Annotated in this window: 20 protein-coding genes; 11 read left to right on the top strand and 9 right to left on the bottom strand. The window is 62.6% G+C overall.

The genetic code is table 11. The annotated features are described in order from the left end of the window. The 5 genes from B3605_RS24200 to B3605_RS24220 form a co-directional block, all read left to right on the top strand. On the top strand, positions 1–645 hold a 645-nt coding region (locus B3605_RS24200), incomplete at its 5' end, for a GntR family transcriptional regulator (protein WP_296436529.1). Then, positions 642–1,673: an SIS domain-containing protein gene (locus B3605_RS24205; protein WP_112942685.1), complete on the top strand. Its 1,032-nt coding sequence runs from the start codon at positions 642–644 to the stop codon at positions 1,671–1,673. The genes B3605_RS24200 and B3605_RS24205, both read left to right, overlap by 4 nt. Then, positions 1,673–2,824, top strand: coding sequence for an N-acetylglucosamine-6-phosphate deacetylase (gene nagA / locus B3605_RS24210; RefSeq protein ID WP_112942686.1), 1,152 nt, complete (start codon positions 1,673–1,675; stop codon positions 2,822–2,824). The genes B3605_RS24205 and nagA overlap by 1 nt, the downstream gene beginning before the upstream one ends. A 138-nt stretch (positions 2,825–2,962) precedes the next feature. After that, the gene (locus B3605_RS24215; RefSeq protein ID WP_018901848.1) at positions 2,963–3,109 is read left to right on the top strand and encodes a hypothetical protein; all 147 of its coding nucleotides are present in this window, start codon (positions 2,963–2,965) and stop codon (positions 3,107–3,109) included. Between the two features lie 85 nt (positions 3,110–3,194). Beyond that, on the top strand, positions 3,195–3,347 hold the full coding sequence (locus B3605_RS24220) for a hypothetical protein (RefSeq protein ID WP_018901847.1): 153 nt from the start codon (positions 3,195–3,197) through the stop codon (positions 3,345–3,347). A 27-nt stretch (positions 3,348–3,374) separates the two neighbouring features. On the opposite strand, the gene B3605_RS24225 is transcribed toward B3605_RS24220, so the two are convergent. Both B3605_RS24225 and B3605_RS24230 read right to left on the bottom strand, forming a co-directional pair. Further along, positions 3,375–4,100 carry a beta-ketoacyl-ACP reductase gene (locus tag B3605_RS24225; protein WP_112942687.1) on the bottom strand — a complete coding sequence of 242 codons (726 nt, stop codon included), beginning with the start codon at positions 4,098–4,100 and terminating at the stop codon, positions 3,375–3,377. A 69-nt stretch (positions 4,101–4,169) separates the two neighbouring features. Then, positions 4,170–5,351, bottom strand: a complete 1,182-nt coding sequence (locus B3605_RS24230; RefSeq protein ID WP_296436531.1) for an acetyl-CoA C-acetyltransferase — start codon at positions 5,349–5,351, stop codon at positions 4,170–4,172. 236 nt (positions 5,352–5,587) lie between these two features. Between B3605_RS24230 and phaR the strand changes: the two genes are divergently transcribed. Beyond that, a complete protein-coding gene (gene phaR / locus B3605_RS24235) occupies positions 5,588–6,166 on the top strand; it encodes a polyhydroxyalkanoate synthesis repressor PhaR (RefSeq protein WP_018901844.1) in 579 nt (192 codons plus the stop codon). Between the two features lie 58 nt (positions 6,167–6,224). On the opposite strand, the gene B3605_RS24240 is transcribed toward phaR, so the two are convergent. The 4 genes from B3605_RS24240 to mtgA form a co-directional block, all read right to left on the bottom strand. Then, positions 6,225–6,632 (bottom strand): hypothetical protein, encoded by a 408-nt coding sequence (locus tag B3605_RS24240; protein WP_047508975.1) that lies wholly within the window; start codon positions 6,630–6,632, stop codon positions 6,225–6,227. 146 nt (positions 6,633–6,778) lie between these two features. Further along, entirely contained in the window at positions 6,779–6,964 is a 186-nt protein-coding gene (gene rpmF / locus B3605_RS24245; protein WP_003543812.1) for a 50S ribosomal protein L32, read from the bottom strand. A gap of 156 nt (positions 6,965–7,120) precedes the next feature. After that, positions 7,121–7,768 carry a glutathione S-transferase family protein gene (locus tag B3605_RS24250; RefSeq protein ID WP_112942689.1) on the bottom strand — a complete coding sequence of 216 codons (648 nt, stop codon included), beginning with the start codon at positions 7,766–7,768 and terminating at the stop codon, positions 7,121–7,123. A gap of 104 nt (positions 7,769–7,872) precedes the next feature. Beyond that, a complete protein-coding gene (mtgA, locus tag B3605_RS24255) occupies positions 7,873–8,619 on the bottom strand; it encodes a monofunctional biosynthetic peptidoglycan transglycosylase (protein ID WP_183795299.1) in 747 nt (248 codons plus the stop codon). Positions 8,620–8,754: 135 nt separating this feature from the next. Between mtgA and B3605_RS24260 the strand changes: the two genes are divergently transcribed. Both B3605_RS24260 and B3605_RS24265 read left to right on the top strand, forming a co-directional pair. Further along, entirely contained in the window at positions 8,755–9,666 is a 912-nt protein-coding gene (locus tag B3605_RS24260; protein WP_112942690.1) for a polyprenyl synthetase family protein, read from the top strand. Positions 9,667–9,818: 152 nt separating this feature from the next. Continuing rightward, positions 9,819–10,457, top strand: coding sequence for a LysE family translocator (locus B3605_RS24265; RefSeq protein ID WP_056811303.1), 639 nt, complete (start codon positions 9,819–9,821; stop codon positions 10,455–10,457). Positions 10,458–10,485: 28 nt separating this feature from the next. Here the strand turns inward: B3605_RS24265 and ispG are convergent, their stop codons facing one another. The 3 genes from ispG to B3605_RS24280 form a co-directional block, all read right to left on the bottom strand. Next, positions 10,486–11,739, bottom strand: coding sequence for a flavodoxin-dependent (E)-4-hydroxy-3-methylbut-2-enyl-diphosphate synthase (gene ispG, locus B3605_RS24270; protein WP_047508990.1), 1,254 nt, complete (start codon positions 11,737–11,739; stop codon positions 10,486–10,488). 97 nt (positions 11,740–11,836) lie between these two features. Further along, entirely contained in the window at positions 11,837–13,030 is a 1,194-nt protein-coding gene (locus B3605_RS24275) for an MFS transporter (protein ID WP_112972863.1), read from the bottom strand. 60 nt (positions 13,031–13,090) lie between these two features. Continuing rightward, the gene (locus B3605_RS24280; RefSeq protein ID WP_112942692.1) at positions 13,091–13,873 is read right to left on the bottom strand and encodes a DeoR/GlpR family DNA-binding transcription regulator; all 783 of its coding nucleotides are present in this window, start codon (positions 13,871–13,873) and stop codon (positions 13,091–13,093) included. Positions 13,874–14,113: 240 nt separating this feature from the next. Between B3605_RS24280 and B3605_RS24285 the strand changes: the two genes are divergently transcribed. From B3605_RS24285 to B3605_RS24295, 3 genes are all read left to right on the top strand, one after another. Continuing rightward, positions 14,114–14,887, top strand: a complete 774-nt coding sequence (locus tag B3605_RS24285; protein WP_047508997.1) for an amino acid ABC transporter substrate-binding protein — start codon at positions 14,114–14,116, stop codon at positions 14,885–14,887. Positions 14,888–15,068: 181 nt separating this feature from the next. Further along, positions 15,069–15,749: an amino acid ABC transporter permease gene (locus tag B3605_RS24290; RefSeq protein ID WP_112942693.1), complete on the top strand. Its 681-nt coding sequence runs from the start codon at positions 15,069–15,071 to the stop codon at positions 15,747–15,749. Then, positions 15,746–16,195, top strand: a 450-nt coding sequence (locus B3605_RS24295; protein WP_296436763.1) for an amino acid ABC transporter ATP-binding protein, incomplete at its 3' end; no start/stop codon positions are given. The genes B3605_RS24290 and B3605_RS24295, both read left to right, overlap by 4 nt.

Consider the following 16,195-nt stretch of genomic DNA (forward strand, 5'->3'; position numbering starts at 1 on the left):
TGGGCAGCACTTCCAAGCGAGCGCGATCTGGCCGAAGCCCTGAAGATTGGTCGCGTCACGGTGCGCACCGCCTATCGTGATCTCCTGAATTCAGGCACGCTGGAATCGCGCCATGGAAGCGGCACTTTCGTTTCCGCCAAGGTCGAGCGCATGGAGCAGTCGCTCTGGCGACTTTCATCCTTCTCCGAAGACATGCGCTCGCGTGGCCGTGTGCCGGCGGCAAGGATTCTGTCGCGCACCATCAACAAGCCCTCGCCGGAGGAAGCCTTCCTGCTGGGCCTCGGCGTCGACGAGCGCGTGTTGCGCCTTGATCGTCTGCGCCTAGCCGACGGGCTGCCGCTGGCGATCGATCGCTCCGTGGTCCCTGTGAAGTTTCTTGACGACACCGCCGGCGGCGAAGGCTCGCTCTACGACGCGCTGACGGCAAGCGGCCATCGCCCGGTGCGCGCGCTGCAGAAGCTCTCCGCCGTAACGCTCGACGCGACCTCCGCCGCAGCGCTCGACGTTGCGGCTGGCGCCCCCGCTCTTCTGATCGAACGCGTATCGCGCCTGGAAGACCAGCGCGTCGTTGAATACACCCGCTCGCACTATCGTGGCGATGCATATGATTTTGTTGCAGAATTGAGAATTGGAGACGAGCTATGAGTGAAATCCAGTCGCTGATGTTGCAGGAAGCCGGCCAGTCCCCCGAGGTGGTCGCGACGCTGCTGCGCAAGGAAAAGCCTGTTTTTGACGAGATCGCCAAGCTCTTTTCCAAGAATGCGCCAAGCGTCGTCACCACCGCCGCGCGCGGCTCGTCCGACCACGCCGCCACCTTCTTCAAATACCTCTTCGAGATCACCTGCGGCATTCCGGTAGCCTCGGTCGGCCCATCGATCGCGTCGGTATACGGCACGCCACTGCGCCTCAAGGGCGGCATTCACTTCACCGTTTCGCAGTCGGGCGCGAGCCCCGATATCGTGGCGCTTCAGGAAGCAGCCAAGCGCGGCGGCGCGACGACCATCGCCGTCGTCAACGTCACCGACAGCCCGCTCGCCAAGCAGGCCGACCTCGTGCTCGACCTCAACGCCGGCGCCGAAAAGAGCGTCGCAGCGACCAAGTCCTTCATCGCCTCGGTGGCGGCCCTGTCGGGCGTCACGGCGGCAATCGGCGCCAGTGGCGACCTGCAGGCAGCACTTGAAAAGCTTCCCGAAGCGCTGAGCGCCACATCGGGCATCGATACGGCTGCCGCCGAGGACGTGCTCTTCAACGCCACCTCGCTCTACACCGGCGGCCGTGGCCCGGCCTTCGCCATCGCGCTCGAGGCGGCGCTGAAGGCCAAGGAGACCTCCGGCCTGCATGCCGAGGCCTTCTCGCTTGCCGAGCTCATGCACGGCCCGATGCGCCTGGTGCAACCGGGCTTCCCGATCCTTGCCTTCACGCCCGATGACGCCGCCTACGCCAACAACGTCAAGGCGCTGGAGCGCCTGAGCAAGCTCGGCGCCACCACGGTGCCCTTCTCGACCAAGGAACTCCCGGGTATCAACCTGCGCGTCCCCACGACAGGCAACGGCCTCCTGGATCCGCTGGTCTCGCTGCTCGTCTACTACCGCATGATCGAGGCGGTCACGCGCCGCAAGGGCTTCGACCCCGACAAGCCGGCGAACCTCCTGAAGGTGACGGAGACGGTCTGATGTCGCGCAAGATCTTCACCGGCGCCCGCATCTTCGACGGCGAACGCTTTCACGACGACAAGGCGCTTGTCGTCGCCGACGGCCGCATCGAGACGATCGCCGGTCTGAACGACCTGCCGGATGGCGAGACGATCACGCTCGGCGGTGGCATCCTCGCTCCCGGCTTCATCGACGCCCAGGTGAATGGCGGCGCCGGCCGGATGCTCAACGACGAACCGTCGCCCGCCTCAATGTACCGGATCGCAGAGGGACATCGCCCCTATGGCACGACGTCGCTGCTGCCGACGCTGATTACCGATACCGGTGAAGCCACAGCCGCCGCCATCGACGCCGCGAAAGAAGCCGTCAAGGCGAACCGCGGCGTGGCCGGACTCCATCTGGAAGGTCCGCATCTCGCACCTGCCCGCAAGGGCGCGCATCTGGCCGAACTGATGCGTCCGGTTGACGACCGCGACGTCAAGGCGCTTTCTGCCGCCGCCGAGGCGATCGGTACGCTGCTGGTGACGATGGCGGCCGAGCAGGTCACGGCACGACAGGTGCAGGAACTGAGCGAGGCCGGCGTCACCGTCAGCATCGGCCATTCCGATTGCACGAGCGAAGCCGCCGAGGCGCGCTTCGACGCCGGCGCCCGTGGCGTGACGCATCTCTTCAACGCCATGAGCCAGCTCGGCCATCGCACGCCCGGGCTTGTGGGCGCGGCAATCGATCATCCGGCCGTCTGGTGCGGTATCATCGCCGATGGCCACCACGTCGACCCCAAGGCGCTGCGCACGGCGCTTCGAGCCAAGCGCGGCGAGGGCAAGCTGTTCTTCGTGACCGACGCCATGTCGCTGGTGGGTTCCTCAGAGAACAGCTTCACGCTGAACGGCCGCACGGTGCGGCGCGAGACCGGCGCCTTCTGCTCGAGACTGGTTCTCTCCGACGGCACGCTTGCTGGCTCCGACGTGGATATGGCCTCGGCGATCCGCTATGGCCTCACCTATCTCGACCTCTCGCTCTCAGAAGCGCTGCGCATGGCAACGCTTTATCCGGCCCTCTTCCTGGAGCTCGATGACCGTGGTCGCCTCGTGCCCGGCCTGCGCGCCGATCTCGTGCACATGAGCGACGGCATCAAGGTCAACCAGACCTGGATCAGCGGCGAGCCTGCGTGACCGCAGAATGCCGATTGTCAATTCTGTGTTGACAATCGGTCGCCAAAGCCTGGTCTATTCGATAAAGTCCGGCAGGCTCATATTCCCCTCACGAAACGGCGGCACGCAGATGCGCCGCCCCTGTGAGAGGACAAAATCATGGCCCAGATCATCCTGAATTCGGCAACCGCCATCCTGATCGCGGCGGCATTTCTGGCAACGGCAGCAATGGCGCTCCGCACTGAAAACCAGGTGCGCGTCCGCGTGCCTGTGAAGGTCCGCGACCGGCACCATCCCAACGGTTGAATGACCGAATAATTCCTCGAATTCGCCCCAATATCGACACCGGTCGGGATCAGGAATGCCTCGACCGGCTTGGGAGGGATAGACAATGACGAAGATCATCGGCGCTGCGGCAATCTTGACGATTGCGCTCGCCACTTATGCGGCCTCGCTCAATCCATATGACACGAGCAAGACCCCGCATAAGCCGTCCCACCAGACGACCGTCAGCGATACTGAACATACCGCCTCGATCCGCTAAGCATGCCTCGCTAAAGCGCTTCGCGCTTTAGACGAACAACTGCCCGCCATTGGCGCTGAGCGTCGAGCCGGTGATAAAGCCGGCATCATCCGAAACCAGGAACACCACGCAGCGCGCGATCTCGTCGGGTGTTCCAAGACGCCCGACCGGGATCTGCGGAATGATGCGCTCGTTGAGCACCTTCTCAGGAACCGCGAGCACCATCTCGGTGCCGATATAGCCGGGGCAGATGGCGTTGACGGTGATGTTCTTCGCCGCCCCTTCCTGGGCAAGCGCCTTAGTGAAGCCAAGATCGCCGGCCTTTGCCGCCGAATAGTTCGCCTGCCCCATCTGGCCCTTCTGACCATTGATCGACGAGATGTTGACGATACGCCCGAAGCTGCGCTCGCGCATGCCGGCCCAGACCTGATGCGTCATGTTGAAGAGGCCGGTCAGATTGGTGTTGATCACCTCGTGCCATTGCTGCGGCGTCATCTTGTGGAACATCGCGTCGCGCGTGATGCCGGCATTGTTGATGAGCACCTCGATCGGGCCGAGCTCGGCCTCGATCCGCGCCAGGCCTTCGGCACAGGCTTCGTAGCTAGACACGTCCCACTTGAAAACGGGAATGCCGGTATCCGCGTGAAACGCCTGCGCGGCCTCATCGTTGCCGGCGTAATTGGCCGCAACCCCATAGCCTGCACTCTTCAAGGCCAGTGAAATGGCGGCGCCAATACCGCGCGTACCGCCGGTGACAACAGCGACTCTGCTCATGTTCCGCTCCCCAAATGTAAGGCTCCGCTTTCCCCGGAGCTCAACTAAGACATGATGTAAAGCAGGCTATTAGAATGCTTCGAAGCACATGGCGACGCCCATTCCGCCGCCGATGCACAATGTCGCAAGTCCCTTCTTGGCGCCGCGGCGCTTCATCTCGAACAGAAGCGTGTTGAGCACACGCGCGCCGGACGCGCCGATCGGGTGGCCGATGGCAATCGCCCCGCCATTGACGTTGACGATCTCGGGGCTCCAGCCGAGGTCCTTGTTGACCGCGCAGGCCTGCGCCGCGAAGGCCTCGTTGGCCTCGACGAGGTCGAGATCGTTGATCGACCAACCGGCCTTCTCCAGCGCCTTGCGCGAAGCCGGGATCGGCCCGGTGCCCATGATCTGCGGATCGACGCCGGCGGTCGCCCAGGAGACGATACGCGCCAGCGGCTGGATGCCGCGACGCGATGCTTCCTGTTCGGTCATCAACACGGCAGCGGCCGCACCATCGTTGAGGCCAGATGCATTGGCGGCCGTGACCGTGCCTTCCTTGTCGAACGCCGGGCGAAGCTTCGCCATCGCCTCCATGGTGGCGCCATGGCGGATATATTCGTCCGCATCGACCGTGACGTCGCCCTTGCGCCCCTGGATGACGAAGGGAATGATCTCGTCGCTAAAACGCCCGGCCTTCTGCGCAGCCTCGGCCTTGTTCTGCGAGGCGACGGCGAACATGTCCTGCTCCTCACGCGTCAGCTGCCATTGGCGGGCGATGTTTTCGGCGGTCACGCCCATGTGGTAGCCGTAGAAGGCATCCGTCAGGCCGTCCTTGATCATGGTATCGACCATCTTCATGTCGCCCATCTTGGTGCCGGCGCGCAGGTGCGCTGCATGCGGCGCCATCGACATCGATTCCTGGCCGCCGGCGACGATGATCTTCGCATCGCCGAGCGCGATCTGCTGCATGCCGAGCGCGACGGCGCGCAGGCCGGAACCGCAGAGCTGGTTGATGCCCCAGGCGGTCGCTTCCTTGGGAACGCCGGCCTTCATTGCCGCCTGGCGCGCCGGGTTCTGCCCTTCGCCTGCCGGCAGCACCTGCCCGAGGATGACTTCGTCGACTTCGGAGGCATCGACGCCCGCCCTATCGAGCGCGCCCTTGACGGCCGCGGCACCCATTTCATGGGCGGCGACTGTGGCGAAAGCGCCGTTGAAAGAGCCGACAGCCGTACGGCCGGCGCTGGCGATGACGATAGACGGACTGGACATGAAGGTCTCCTCGTTTGCTCCACCACATATAGGTTGAAACTGACAAAGCTTCATCGCCAAGTCAAACGACAAGACAGCACATGCGAATTTTCGAAAGAACTTACGCTGCGTGAATTGTCTTGCACTAAAAGGGGCTTGCCGCATCGCACAAAGAGATTGTCACCGGCCCGATTTTGCGTCTACACTCCCAAGTGGAGGAATTTCAATGACAATAAGACGGGCTTTGGGAGATTCATATGGCGAAGAATGAGGGCCAGGTAGCGATCAAGAAATACGCCAATCGCCGACTGTATAACACCGGCACCAGCACATACGTGACGCTGGAAGACCTGGCGGAGATGGTGAAGAAGGGAGAGGACTTCACCGTACAGGACGCCAAGAGCGGCGACGACATCACGCATTCCGTGTTGACGCAGATCATCTTCGAGCAGGAATCGAAGACCGGCAACACGCTGCTACCCATTTCCTTCCTGCGCCAGCTGATCACCTATTATGGCGACCAGATGCAGATGGTGGTTCCGAGCTTCCTGGAACACTCCATGCGCGCCTTTACCGAGCAGCAGACGCAGATGCGCGAGCAGGTAACGCGCGCCTTCGGTGAGACGCCGCTGACGAAGAACCTGCAGCTGCCCATGCAGATGGTCGAAGACCAGGTCCGCCGCAACACCGAGATGTTCCAGCAGGCCATGCAGATGTTCTCGCCCTTCAAGGCGCCGGCAACGGCCGCCAAGGAAAGCCGCAAGGCCGAAGCCAAGGACATCGACGAACTGAAGGAACAGTTGCGCGCGCTTCAGAGCAAGCTCGACAGTCTCTGATACCAGACCCCGATCGCTTCGCATCTCCTCTGGCCATGGTTTGGGGAGATGCCGAAACTCAAAGCCCGATAGAGACATCCCGCCCGGCGCTGCGGATCGATACCGCGAAGCCGCCGACGACATCGATCAGCGCGATCGTCAGAAGAATGAAGAACACCTGCGTCGCCGCATCGGGAACAAGCAGGAACTCCACCAGAAACGCGATGAATACAAGCATGGACAGCATGTGGTTGGCCAGGCTGCCGCGCGCGTTGCGGGTTGCGCGCAAGATCTCGAAGAACAACACGACGAGCGCCACGACGATGAACAGGTCGCCGAGCGACATGCTCCAGATCGCCCCTGAGATCATCGACAGTACGATGAGGTCATTGTGGAGCGCGGGAAGTCCGCCGCTGCCCATGAACCCGACCATCGCAAGATTATAGAGAATGAAAGGCACGACCATCAGCGGAATTGCAGTGAACATGTGGCGGTATTCTCCCTCGGTGAAAGAATAGTGCCGTAAATCACCGCGTCACTTCAAGTGATCATGCGATATATTATTGCCAAAACGCAAAAGGCCGGCACACGGCCGGCCTTGCGAATTCTGCTGAAGCAGAACGCATAATGAAATTATGCGCTTTCCTTCGGCGTCAGAACCTGACGGCCGCGGTACATACCGGTCTTCAGATCGATATGGTGCGGGCGACGCAGTTCGCCGGAGTTCTTGTCTTCAACGTAGGTCGGGGCCTTCAGCGCGTCAGCAGAGCGGCGCATACCGCGCTTGGACGGGCTTGTTTTTCTCTTAGGTACAGCCATTTTTCTTACTCCACTTCACAGGCGAACACATCCAACGGCCAGACTGGCGGCCGAAACGACATATCGCGATTTCGGAAATTTTGCGCGCTTATACATGCCTTGGAGGGGCTTGACCAGTCCCCAGCTTTATTTTTTGAGATTCACTTGAATCTCTGTTCAGACCTCGTCTTCCTCGACGATCCAGGGCTCCGCGCGCGCCGCATCCTCCCAGGCCTTCCAGGCCGGAACGGCCTTCATCGCCGCCATATAGCTCAACGTATCGCCCGACGCCACCAGATCGTAGGTCTCGAAGCGATTGACGACGGGCGCGAACATCGCATCGGCGCCGGAGAATTCACCAAACAGGAAGGGGCCGCCGGAATGGGCGCGCAGATCCCGCCAGATCGTCTCGATGCGCGCCACATCGGCCATGACGCCGTCGGCAAGCGCAATCCGGCCCTTCGGGCGGCGCATGTTCATCGGACAGGCGTTGCGCAGCGCCCTGAAGCCCGAGAGCATCTCCATCGACACGGCGCGCGCCACGGCCCGCTTGTCGCGCGCCTTCGGCCACAGTCCGGCTTCGGGATAAAGCTCGGCGACATATTCGATGATGGCGAGCGACTGCCACACACGGGTAGCGCCATGCTGCAGCACCGGCACCTGCCCGGTCGGCGAAAACGCCCGGAAATGCGGATTGCCGGCCGCGTTGTCGAAGGGAACCAGAACCTCCTCGAACGGAATGCCGGCAGCCGTGATGGCGATCCAGGGGCGGAACGACCAGGAGGAATAGTTCTTGTTGCCGATATAGAGCGTCAGCCGGTCCAAAGATCTCTCCCTTGCAAGAGGCGCGGCCAGGCCGCGCGCATCCTTCATACGTGCGATCACGCATGCCAGATGACATCTGGGGTCACCAGCGACATCTTCTGATGTCAGTCATAAATGCATCTGATGTATTCGCCGGAATTGCGCGCCCGGCGCTCGATGACGCCGGCGAGACTGCGCAGGCCGCGACCTGGCTTGCCGGCATTGCGGTCGATCGGATTGGGCAGAGACACCGCAAGCAGGGCCGCCTGCCGGCTGGTGAGCTTCGACGCCGGCACCTTGAAATGATAGCGCGCCGCCGCCTCGATGCCGTAGATGCCCGGCCCCCATTCGGCAATGTTGAGATAGATCTCCATCAGCCGCCGCTTCGACCAGACGAAATCGGCGGTCACCGCCAGCGGCAGTTCCATCGCCTTGCGCACGAAGGAGCGGCTGTTCCACAGGAACAGATTCTTCGCCGTCTGCATCGGAATGGTGCTGCCGCCGCGCGTCGCTTCACCGCGCAGCGTGTCGGTCACCAGCATCCGCATCTCGCCCCAATCGACGCCGCCATGGAAACAGAATTGCCCGTCTTCCGACATCATCACCGATTGCACCAGAACCGGCGAGATCTGGTCGATCGACACCCATTGCCGGTCGTAGCCGCGCAAGAGAACCAGATCGCGCAGCATCAAGGTCGAGACCGGATGAATGAAGGGCAACACGTAGAGGAAGATCAGCGCATAGGGCAGAACAAGCAGCGCGGCGATCGCCAGAACTATACGCATCATAAGCGAACGACCCTTTAGCCAAACGAGGGCGCGCCGATGGATCGGCATGGCCATGCTGTCGTCTGTCTCCGGCGTGATGTCCAATTCCCCTGACCCAGTCTCGTTCCCCTGTTCTCCATACCGCTTGCAAACTGGCATGGCCAGACACAAAGGAAATCTTGGTCGCTCTGTCGACAATTCCGTTGCAAGCCCAAGCCCGCCCGTGCCAAACAACGCCGCATGAACGCGCATCTGAAGACATTCGAAAGCCGGCTCGCAGCCAACGCCCGTGAGATCGAAGGCGTGCTCGACGCGCTGCTTTCTCAAGCGGTCTTGGACGACGAGATCGCCCGCCCGGAAAACCTGCGCTCGGCCATGCATTACGCGGTGCTGAACGGCGGCAAGCGGCTGCGCCCGTTCCTTGTCGTCGAGACGGCAACGATGCTCGGCGGCAATCGCGACGCCGCCTTGCGGATCGGCGCCGCACTCGAATGCGTTCACTGTTATTCGCTCGTCCACGACGACCTTCCCGCCATGGACGACGACGACCTGCGCCGCGGCAAGCCGACCGTGCACATCGCCTATGACGAGGCCACCGCCATTCTCGCCGGCGACAGCCTGCTCACCTACGCCTTCGACATCATCGCCTCGACGCCAGGTATCGACGAGGCGAGCAAGGTCGCGCTGATCCTGGCGCTGTCGCGGGCCTCCGGCCTCGGCGGCATGGCCGGCGGACAGGCGCTCGATCTGGCAGCAGAGAAGCAGGCACCGGACGAACAGGGCATCATCATGCTGCAGGCGATGAAGACCGGCGCCCTCATCCGTTTCGCCTGCGAGGCGGGCGCCATCGTGGCCGGCAGCCCGGCCGAGGACCGCGCGACGTTGCGCCGGTTCGGAGAGCGCATCGGCCTCGCCTTCCAGCTGGCCGACGACATCCTCGACCTGACTGCCGACAGCGCCACCATGGGCAAGGCAACCGGCAAGGACGCCGGCCGCGGCAAGGGCACGCTGGTGGGCCTGCACGGCATGGCATGGGCCGAGGCGACGCTCTCTGCCCATGTGAAGGAAGCCGAGGCGCTGCTGGCCCCCTATGGCGAGCGCGCCGAGGTTCTCGTCGAAGCCGCCCGCTTCATCGCCGAGCGCAAGAGCTGAGACGGATAAGCATCAGCAATTGCTGAAAAAGCGTCACCGAGACAAGATTCCGGCGTCCGCTCAAGCTCTACTCTCTTGCCGACCGACGAGGACCGCGCCTAAAACTTGGCGCAAGGCCGCAACGATGCGCGGCCATTCCCAAGAGAAGCGCCATGCACGAGACCCTGAGCTACCTTCCGCAGATCCTGCCGGCCTATATCGCCTACATCGTCGCCGTCATCAGCCCCGGCCCGGCTATCATGGCGATCGTCTCGACATCCATGGTGCATGGCCGCAAGGCCGGCATGACGATCTCGCTCGGCATTTTCGCCGGCTCCTTCACCTGGGCCTGCGCGGCCGCACTCGGGCTTGCCACGATCCTCAACACCTATGCGGTTGCGCTCGAGATCCTGAAGATCTTCGGCGGCCTCTATCTGCTCTATCTCGCCTACAAGGCCTTCAAGGCCGTGCGCGCCAACCCGGATATCCAGCAGGCCACGACGCCGAAGAACATGTCGACGCGCGCATTGCTCCTGCGCGGCTACGGCATTCACGTCACCAATCCGAAAGCGATCTTCGCGTGGCTGGCAATCATCGCGCTCGGCATGCCGCAGGGCGCGCCGGCATCCGTTGCCGGGCTGATCGTCGGCATCTGCCTGACGACGGGCTTCATCGTCTTCATGGGCTATGCCGTGCTCTTCTCGACACCGCAGGCGTTGAGGATCTATTCAAGCCTGCGTCGCTGGATCGAAGGCGCGATGGCGGCCTTCTACTGCTTCGCAGGGCTGAAGCTGCTCACCAGCCGGATCTGATTTTGGGTAAGGAAAGCGGCGGCGCGGATTACTCCGCAGCCGTCCTGTTCTGGCCGAAACGCTTTTCGATGTAATCGGCGACCAGCGCCTCGAAATCCGACGCGATATTCGGGCCGCGCAGCGTCATCGCCTTCTGCCCGTCGATATAGACGGGCGCCGACGGACTTTCGCCGGTTCCGGGTAGCGAAATGCCGATATCGGCATGCTTGCTCTCACCCGGGCCATTGACGATGCAGCCCATGACCGCGACGTTGAGCGCCTCGACACCCGGATACTTGTCGCGCCACACGGGCATGTTCTTGCGCAAGTCGTTCTGAATGTTCTGTGCCAACTCCTGGAAGACCGTCGACGTCGTACGGCCACAGCCGGGACAAGCCGCGACGACGGGAATGAACTGGCGGAAGCCCATGACCTGCAGGATCTCCTGCGCCACCTGCACTTCACGCGTACGATCGCCATTCGGCTCCGGCGTCAGCGACACGCGGATCGTATCGCCGATCCCGTGCTGCAGCACAAAGCCCATGGCGGCCGACGACGCGACGATGCCCTTGGTGCCCATGCCGGCTTCGGTGAGGCCGAGATGCAACGCATGGTCGGAACGCTCCGACAGCATGGAATAAACGGCGATCAGGTCCTGCACCTGGCTGACCTTGGCCGACAGAATGATGCGGTTGCGCGGCAGACCGATCTCTTCGGCGAGATTGGCCGAGATCAGCGCCGACTGCACGATCGCCTCGCGGGTAACCTGGCGTGCAGACAGCGGCGAACCGGCGGCCGAGTTCTGGTCCATCAGCGCGGTCAGCAGTTCCTGGTCGAGCGACCCCCAGTTGACGCCGATACGCACAGGCTTGTCGTAGCGGATCGCCATCTCGATGATGTCGCCGAACTGCTTGTCCTTCTTGTCCTTGAAGCCGACATTCCCGGGATTGATCCGGTACTTCGCCAGCGCTTCGGCGCAATCGGGATGATCGGCAAGCAGCTTGTGGCCGATATAATGGAAGTCGCCCACCAGCGGCACATCCATGCCGAGACGCAGCAGCCGGTCGCGGATGCGCGGCACGGCGGCAGCGCTTTCATCGCGATCGACGGTGATGCGCACGAGTTCGGAGCCGGCCTTGTATAGCGCGGCCACCTGAGCGACGGTCGCGTCGATATCGGCCGTATCGGTATTGGTCATCGACTGGACGACGACGGGCGCGCCGCCTCCGACGATGACGCCGCCGACATCGACAGCAACGGATGCGCGGCGCGGTTTCGGATCAAAATCCGTAGCTGAAGACATGGATAGAGCTCTTGAACCCTTAAATTTCGTGCCTTTCAGGTGGATCATGACCGCCCGCTTGTCAACCCGCGGCATCCATCACTTTGTTTGACGTCTGTCAGTGACCGCCACCGGAGATACCGTCGGCGTAGCGCGCCAGACTGGAAAGCGCCAGCACGACGAGGAGAAGCACCGGCAGCGCCATGAACACGACTGAGAAGCCGACATGCTCGGCCACGAAGCCGATGGCCGAAGGTGCCACCAGCATGCCGGAATAGCCCATGGTGGTGACGACGGAGATACCGATACCCGCCTTCAGATGCGGAATATTGCCCGCTGCCGAGAAAGCGATCGGCACCATGTTGGAGATGCCGATGCCGCAGAAGGCAAAGCCGAGGATGGCGATCTCCGCATTCGGCGCGAAACCTGCGAGAAGCATGCCCGCGATGGCGAACAGGGTGCAGATCCTGAGCGTCATGACGCCGCCAAGGCGATCACGAACGAGGTCGCCGGCAAACCGCATCGCCGCCATCGTCAGCGAGAAAGCCGCGAAGCCGAAGCCCGAGAGCGCAACCGAAGCACCGAGTTCCTCGCGAAGATAAAGCGCGCCCCAATCGAGAACCGCACCTTCAGGCATCATCGAAAACAGCGCGACGAGACCGAGCAGCCAGGGCAGCGGCACCATCGGCAGACGCGTTTTCTCTTTCTTCGTATCGGGATGCGGCTGGTCGGCAAGGATCATGTTCCAGGCAACCGCAAGCGTGATGGCCGCGAGAGCCGTGGCGACGACGGCATGTGCGAACACGCCGAAATGCGCGATCAGAAGCCCGCCGAGGCCGGCGCCGATCAAGCCGCCGAGGCTCCAGAAGGCATGGCAGGACGACATGATCGCCCGCCGCATCGATTGCTCGACGGCAACCGCATTGGCATTCATGGCAACGTCCATGGCCCCCATGAAGCCGCCGAACAGGAAGATCGCGATTGCCGCCGTCACGATATTGGGCGCCAGCGTCAGCGCCAGCAGGCCGGGCAGCAGGCAGACCGCCATGGCAAGCAACACGACCCGCGATCCATGCCGGGCGATCTGCGCGCCGGCAATCGGCATCAGCATCAGCGAGCCGATCCCGAGCACCAGGATCATCAGCCCGAGGTGGAACTTGCTGAGCTCCAGCCGTTCGGCGAATTCGGGGATCTTCGGCGCCCAGGAACCAACGGTGAAGCCGTTGATCAAAAACAGCAGCGACACCGCCGTCCTGTTCTTGGTGACGTAGCCGCTTCTGACCGGAAGCGCTGTGTTGACGTGATTATCCATGTCTCTTCCCATTATGCACTGGCGCCGGCACTCCTCGTCCGGCGCATCATTGAACGATATTTATTCGGTTTCGCCGGCAACCAGCGTCTTGCAGCCAAGATCGCGGTAGCGCGCCAGCATCTGAGGATCCGCGTCATGCTCGACCACGAGGCAGCCGCAATCGGCGACGGAGAGCACGCCGTGCGGCGCCGCCGTGCCGAACTTGTCGGAGGTGACGGCGACGAGTACCTGCCGGCTTTTGGTCGCGACGAAGCGCTTGAACTCCGCATCCTCGAAACCGAAGACGGTGACGCCGGCCGCGATATCGACGCCGCAGGCGCCGAGAATGCAGAGATCCGGCGACAATGGCTCCATGTCGCGCATCGCCTTCGCCCCCAGCGCGCCGCCCACCTGCCGGTCGATCAGTCCGCCGATCAGGATGACGTTGACGAGCGGCTTGTCGATCAGCGCCGCGGCAATCGACGGCGCATTGGTCACCGCCGTCAGCGGCAGATCCATCGGCAGCGCCATGGCGATCGCCAGGTTGGTGCTGCCCGCATCGAAGAACACGGTCATATCAGCTGCGATCTGCGAAACGGCCGCCGCCGCCAGCGCCTGTTTGCGGTCGCGCGCGATGCCGGCACGGTGATTGAGGCTGCCGCCGGCAGGCGAAACCGGCAGCGCGCCGCCATAGACCCGCTCGCAGAGCCCAGCCGCCGCCATCTCGCGCAGGTCGCGGCGCACCGTATCCTCGGAGACGCCGAATTCCGCCGCGAGCTCGGCGGCCAGCACGCGCCCATGCGTCTGCAGCTTGCGCGAAATGACGCTCTTGCGCTCCTGCAGCAGAAGTTCGTTCGTGTTCATGCCGGATTTAGCCTGACCAATCTCAAATCGATTGAATCATGCATAAACCGATACAAACGTGCAAACAAGCGGGAGCGAACAAATCATCGCTTCACATTGTGAAACACTGAACACCAAAACCGTGATAAATGAGAAAAATATTCGCAATTGCCGATTTTCTTCGCAGTTTTTGACGCATCGCGGCATCGGCTTTTCTGCGATTTTTCAGCCATCGAACACACTGGTGAATTGGACAGACACATGAACCTCCTGAAGACCCTCGCCACCGCAGCACTGATCCAGGCCGCCGCCCTGATGCCGGCACTGGCCGGTGAAAACCTCGCCGCCATCAAGCAGGCAGGCGTGCTGAAGATCGGCACCGAAGGCACCTACGCCCCGTTCACCTTCCATGATGCCAGCGGCAAGCTTGTTGGCTTCGACGTCGAAATCGGCGAAGCCGTCGCCGCCAAGCTCGGCGTCAAGGCCGAATTCGTCGAAGGCAAGTGGGACGGCCTGATCGCCGGCATCGACGCCAAGCGCTACGACACCGTCATCAACCAGGTCGGCATCACCGATGCGCGCAAGCAGAAGTATGACTTCTCCGAGCCCTACATCGCCTCCAAGGCCGTGCTCATCGTTCGCGACGGCGACGACAGCATCAAGACCTTCGCCGATCTCAAGGGCAAGAAGTCGGCCCAGTCGCTGACCAGCAACTTCGGCAAGCTCGCCGAGCAGTCCGGCGCCGAACTCGTCGGCACCGATGGCTTCGACCAGTCGATCCAGCTGGTTCTCACCAAGCGCGCCGACGCTACCATCAACGACAGCCTGTCCTTCCTCGACTTCAAGAAGCACAAGCCCGACGCCCCGGTGAAGATCGCCGCACAGGAAGAGAATGCCGACCACTCCGGCATCATCATCCGCAAGGGCGAGCCGGAACTGCTGGAAGCGATCAACAAGGCCCTCGTCGATATCAAGGCTGACGGCACCTACAAGACGATCTCCGACAAGTATTTCGGCCAGGACGTCTCGAAGTAAGTCTGAACCACAACGCAGATCTCCTCCCAACCCCTCCCCGCAAGGCGGAGGGGCTTTTTATTGGGCGCTTTCAGACTAACTTTGCACGCACGGTGCCGCCTCTTAGCCCCTCCCCCTTGTGGGGAGGGGTTGGTGAGGGGTATTCCACGTCGAACCGATAACCCCGCGAAAGGGAACGCCCGTGCCGCACTGGCTTCAATTGATGGCGGATTCGCTCGTGCCCCTGTTGTGGGCCGGGCTGGTCTTCACCATTCCGCTGACATTGCTGTCCTTCACCTTCGGGCTCGTGCTCGGCCTGATCACCGCGATCGCCCGGCTCTTCGGCGCCGCTCCCTTCGTCGCGATCGCCCGCTTCTACGTCTGGGTGATCCGTGGCACGCCGCTTCTGGTGCAGCTCTTCGTGATCTTCTACGGCCTGCCCAGCATCGGCATCCTGCTCGACGCCTTCCCGGCCGCCCTCATCGGCTTCACGCTCAACATCGGCGCCTACAGCTCCGAGATCATCCGCGCCGTTATCTCCTCGGTCCCCAAGGGCCAGTGGGAGGCCGCCTATTCGATCGGCATGAGCTGGCGCCAGGCGATGAGCCGCACCATCCTGCCACAGGCCGGCCGCGTTGCCGTTCCGCCGCTGTCGAACACTTTCATTTCGCTGGTCAAGGATACGTCGCTCGCAGCCGCCATCACCGTGCCGGAACTCTTCCAGGCGGCGCAGCGCATCGTCGCCACGACCTATGAGCCGCTGATCCTCTATATCGAGGCGGCCCTCATCTATCTCGCCCTCAGCTCGGTTCTCTCCGCCCTGCAGGTCAGGCTGGAACGCCGCTTCGCCCGCTATGGCGGCATGCTGGAGTCAAACGCATGATCGAGCTTGATAACATCGAAAAACGCTTCGGCGACGCCGTCATCCTGAAAGATATCAGCATCCGCATTCCCGAAGGCAGCGTCACAGCGCTCGTCGGCCCCTCGGGCGGCGGCAAGAGCACGCTCCTGCGCTGCATCAACCTCCTGGAGATCCCGACGGCGGGCACCATCCGCCTCGGCGAGGAAACCCTGACCTTCAAGCCCGGCCAGAAGACCAGCTGGCAGGCGATCCAGAAGATCCGCCGCCAGACCGGCATGGTGTTCCAGAATTTCCAGCTCTTCCCGCACCAGACGGCGATCGAAAACGTCATGGAGAGCCTGGTGACCGTGCTCAAATGGCCGAAGGAAAAGGCCCGCAACCGCGCCATGGAGCTCTTGACCAAAGTCGGCATGGCCCACAAGGCCGATGCCTGGCCCTCGACACTCTCGGGCGGCCAGCAGCAGCGC

The organism is Rhizobium sp. UBA1881 (genome assembly GCF_002338015.1).
In the GTDB taxonomy this organism is placed as follows: domain Bacteria; phylum Pseudomonadota; class Alphaproteobacteria; order Rhizobiales; family Rhizobiaceae; genus Rhizobium.

Coding starts and splice junctions, on each gene's coding strand:
- B3605_RS24205 (WP_112942685.1), top strand. CDS start 642: ATGAGTGAAATCCAGTCGCTGATGTTGCAGGAAGCCGGCCAGTCCCCC.
- nagA (WP_112942686.1), top strand. CDS start 1,673: ATGTCGCGCAAGATCTTCACCGGCGCCCGCATCTTCGACGGCGAACGC.
- B3605_RS24215 (WP_018901848.1), top strand. CDS start 2,963: ATGGCCCAGATCATCCTGAATTCGGCAACCGCCATCCTGATCGCGGCG.
- B3605_RS24220 (WP_018901847.1), top strand. CDS start 3,195: ATGACGAAGATCATCGGCGCTGCGGCAATCTTGACGATTGCGCTCGCC.
- B3605_RS24225 (WP_112942687.1), bottom strand. CDS start 4,100: ATGAGCAGAGTCGCTGTTGTCACCGGCGGTACGCGCGGTATTGGCGCC.
- B3605_RS24230 (WP_296436531.1), bottom strand. CDS start 5,351: ATGTCCAGTCCGTCTATCGTCATCGCCAGCGCCGGCCGTACGGCTGTC.
- phaR (WP_018901844.1), top strand. CDS start 5,588: ATGGCGAAGAATGAGGGCCAGGTAGCGATCAAGAAATACGCCAATCGC.
- B3605_RS24240 (WP_047508975.1), bottom strand. CDS start 6,632: ATGTTCACTGCAATTCCGCTGATGGTCGTGCCTTTCATTCTCTATAAT.
- rpmF (WP_003543812.1), bottom strand. CDS start 6,964: ATGGCTGTACCTAAGAGAAAAACAAGCCCGTCCAAGCGCGGTATGCGC.
- B3605_RS24260 (WP_112942690.1), top strand. CDS start 8,755: ATGAACGCGCATCTGAAGACATTCGAAAGCCGGCTCGCAGCCAACGCC.
- B3605_RS24265 (WP_056811303.1), top strand. CDS start 9,819: ATGCACGAGACCCTGAGCTACCTTCCGCAGATCCTGCCGGCCTATATC.
- ispG (WP_047508990.1), bottom strand. CDS start 11,739: ATGTCTTCAGCTACGGATTTTGATCCGAAACCGCGCCGCGCATCCGTT.
- B3605_RS24275 (WP_112972863.1), bottom strand. CDS start 13,030: ATGGATAATCACGTCAACACAGCGCTTCCGGTCAGAAGCGGCTACGTC.
- B3605_RS24280 (WP_112942692.1), bottom strand. CDS start 13,873: ATGAACACGAACGAACTTCTGCTGCAGGAGCGCAAGAGCGTCATTTCG.
- B3605_RS24285 (WP_047508997.1), top strand. CDS start 14,114: ATGAACCTCCTGAAGACCCTCGCCACCGCAGCACTGATCCAGGCCGCC.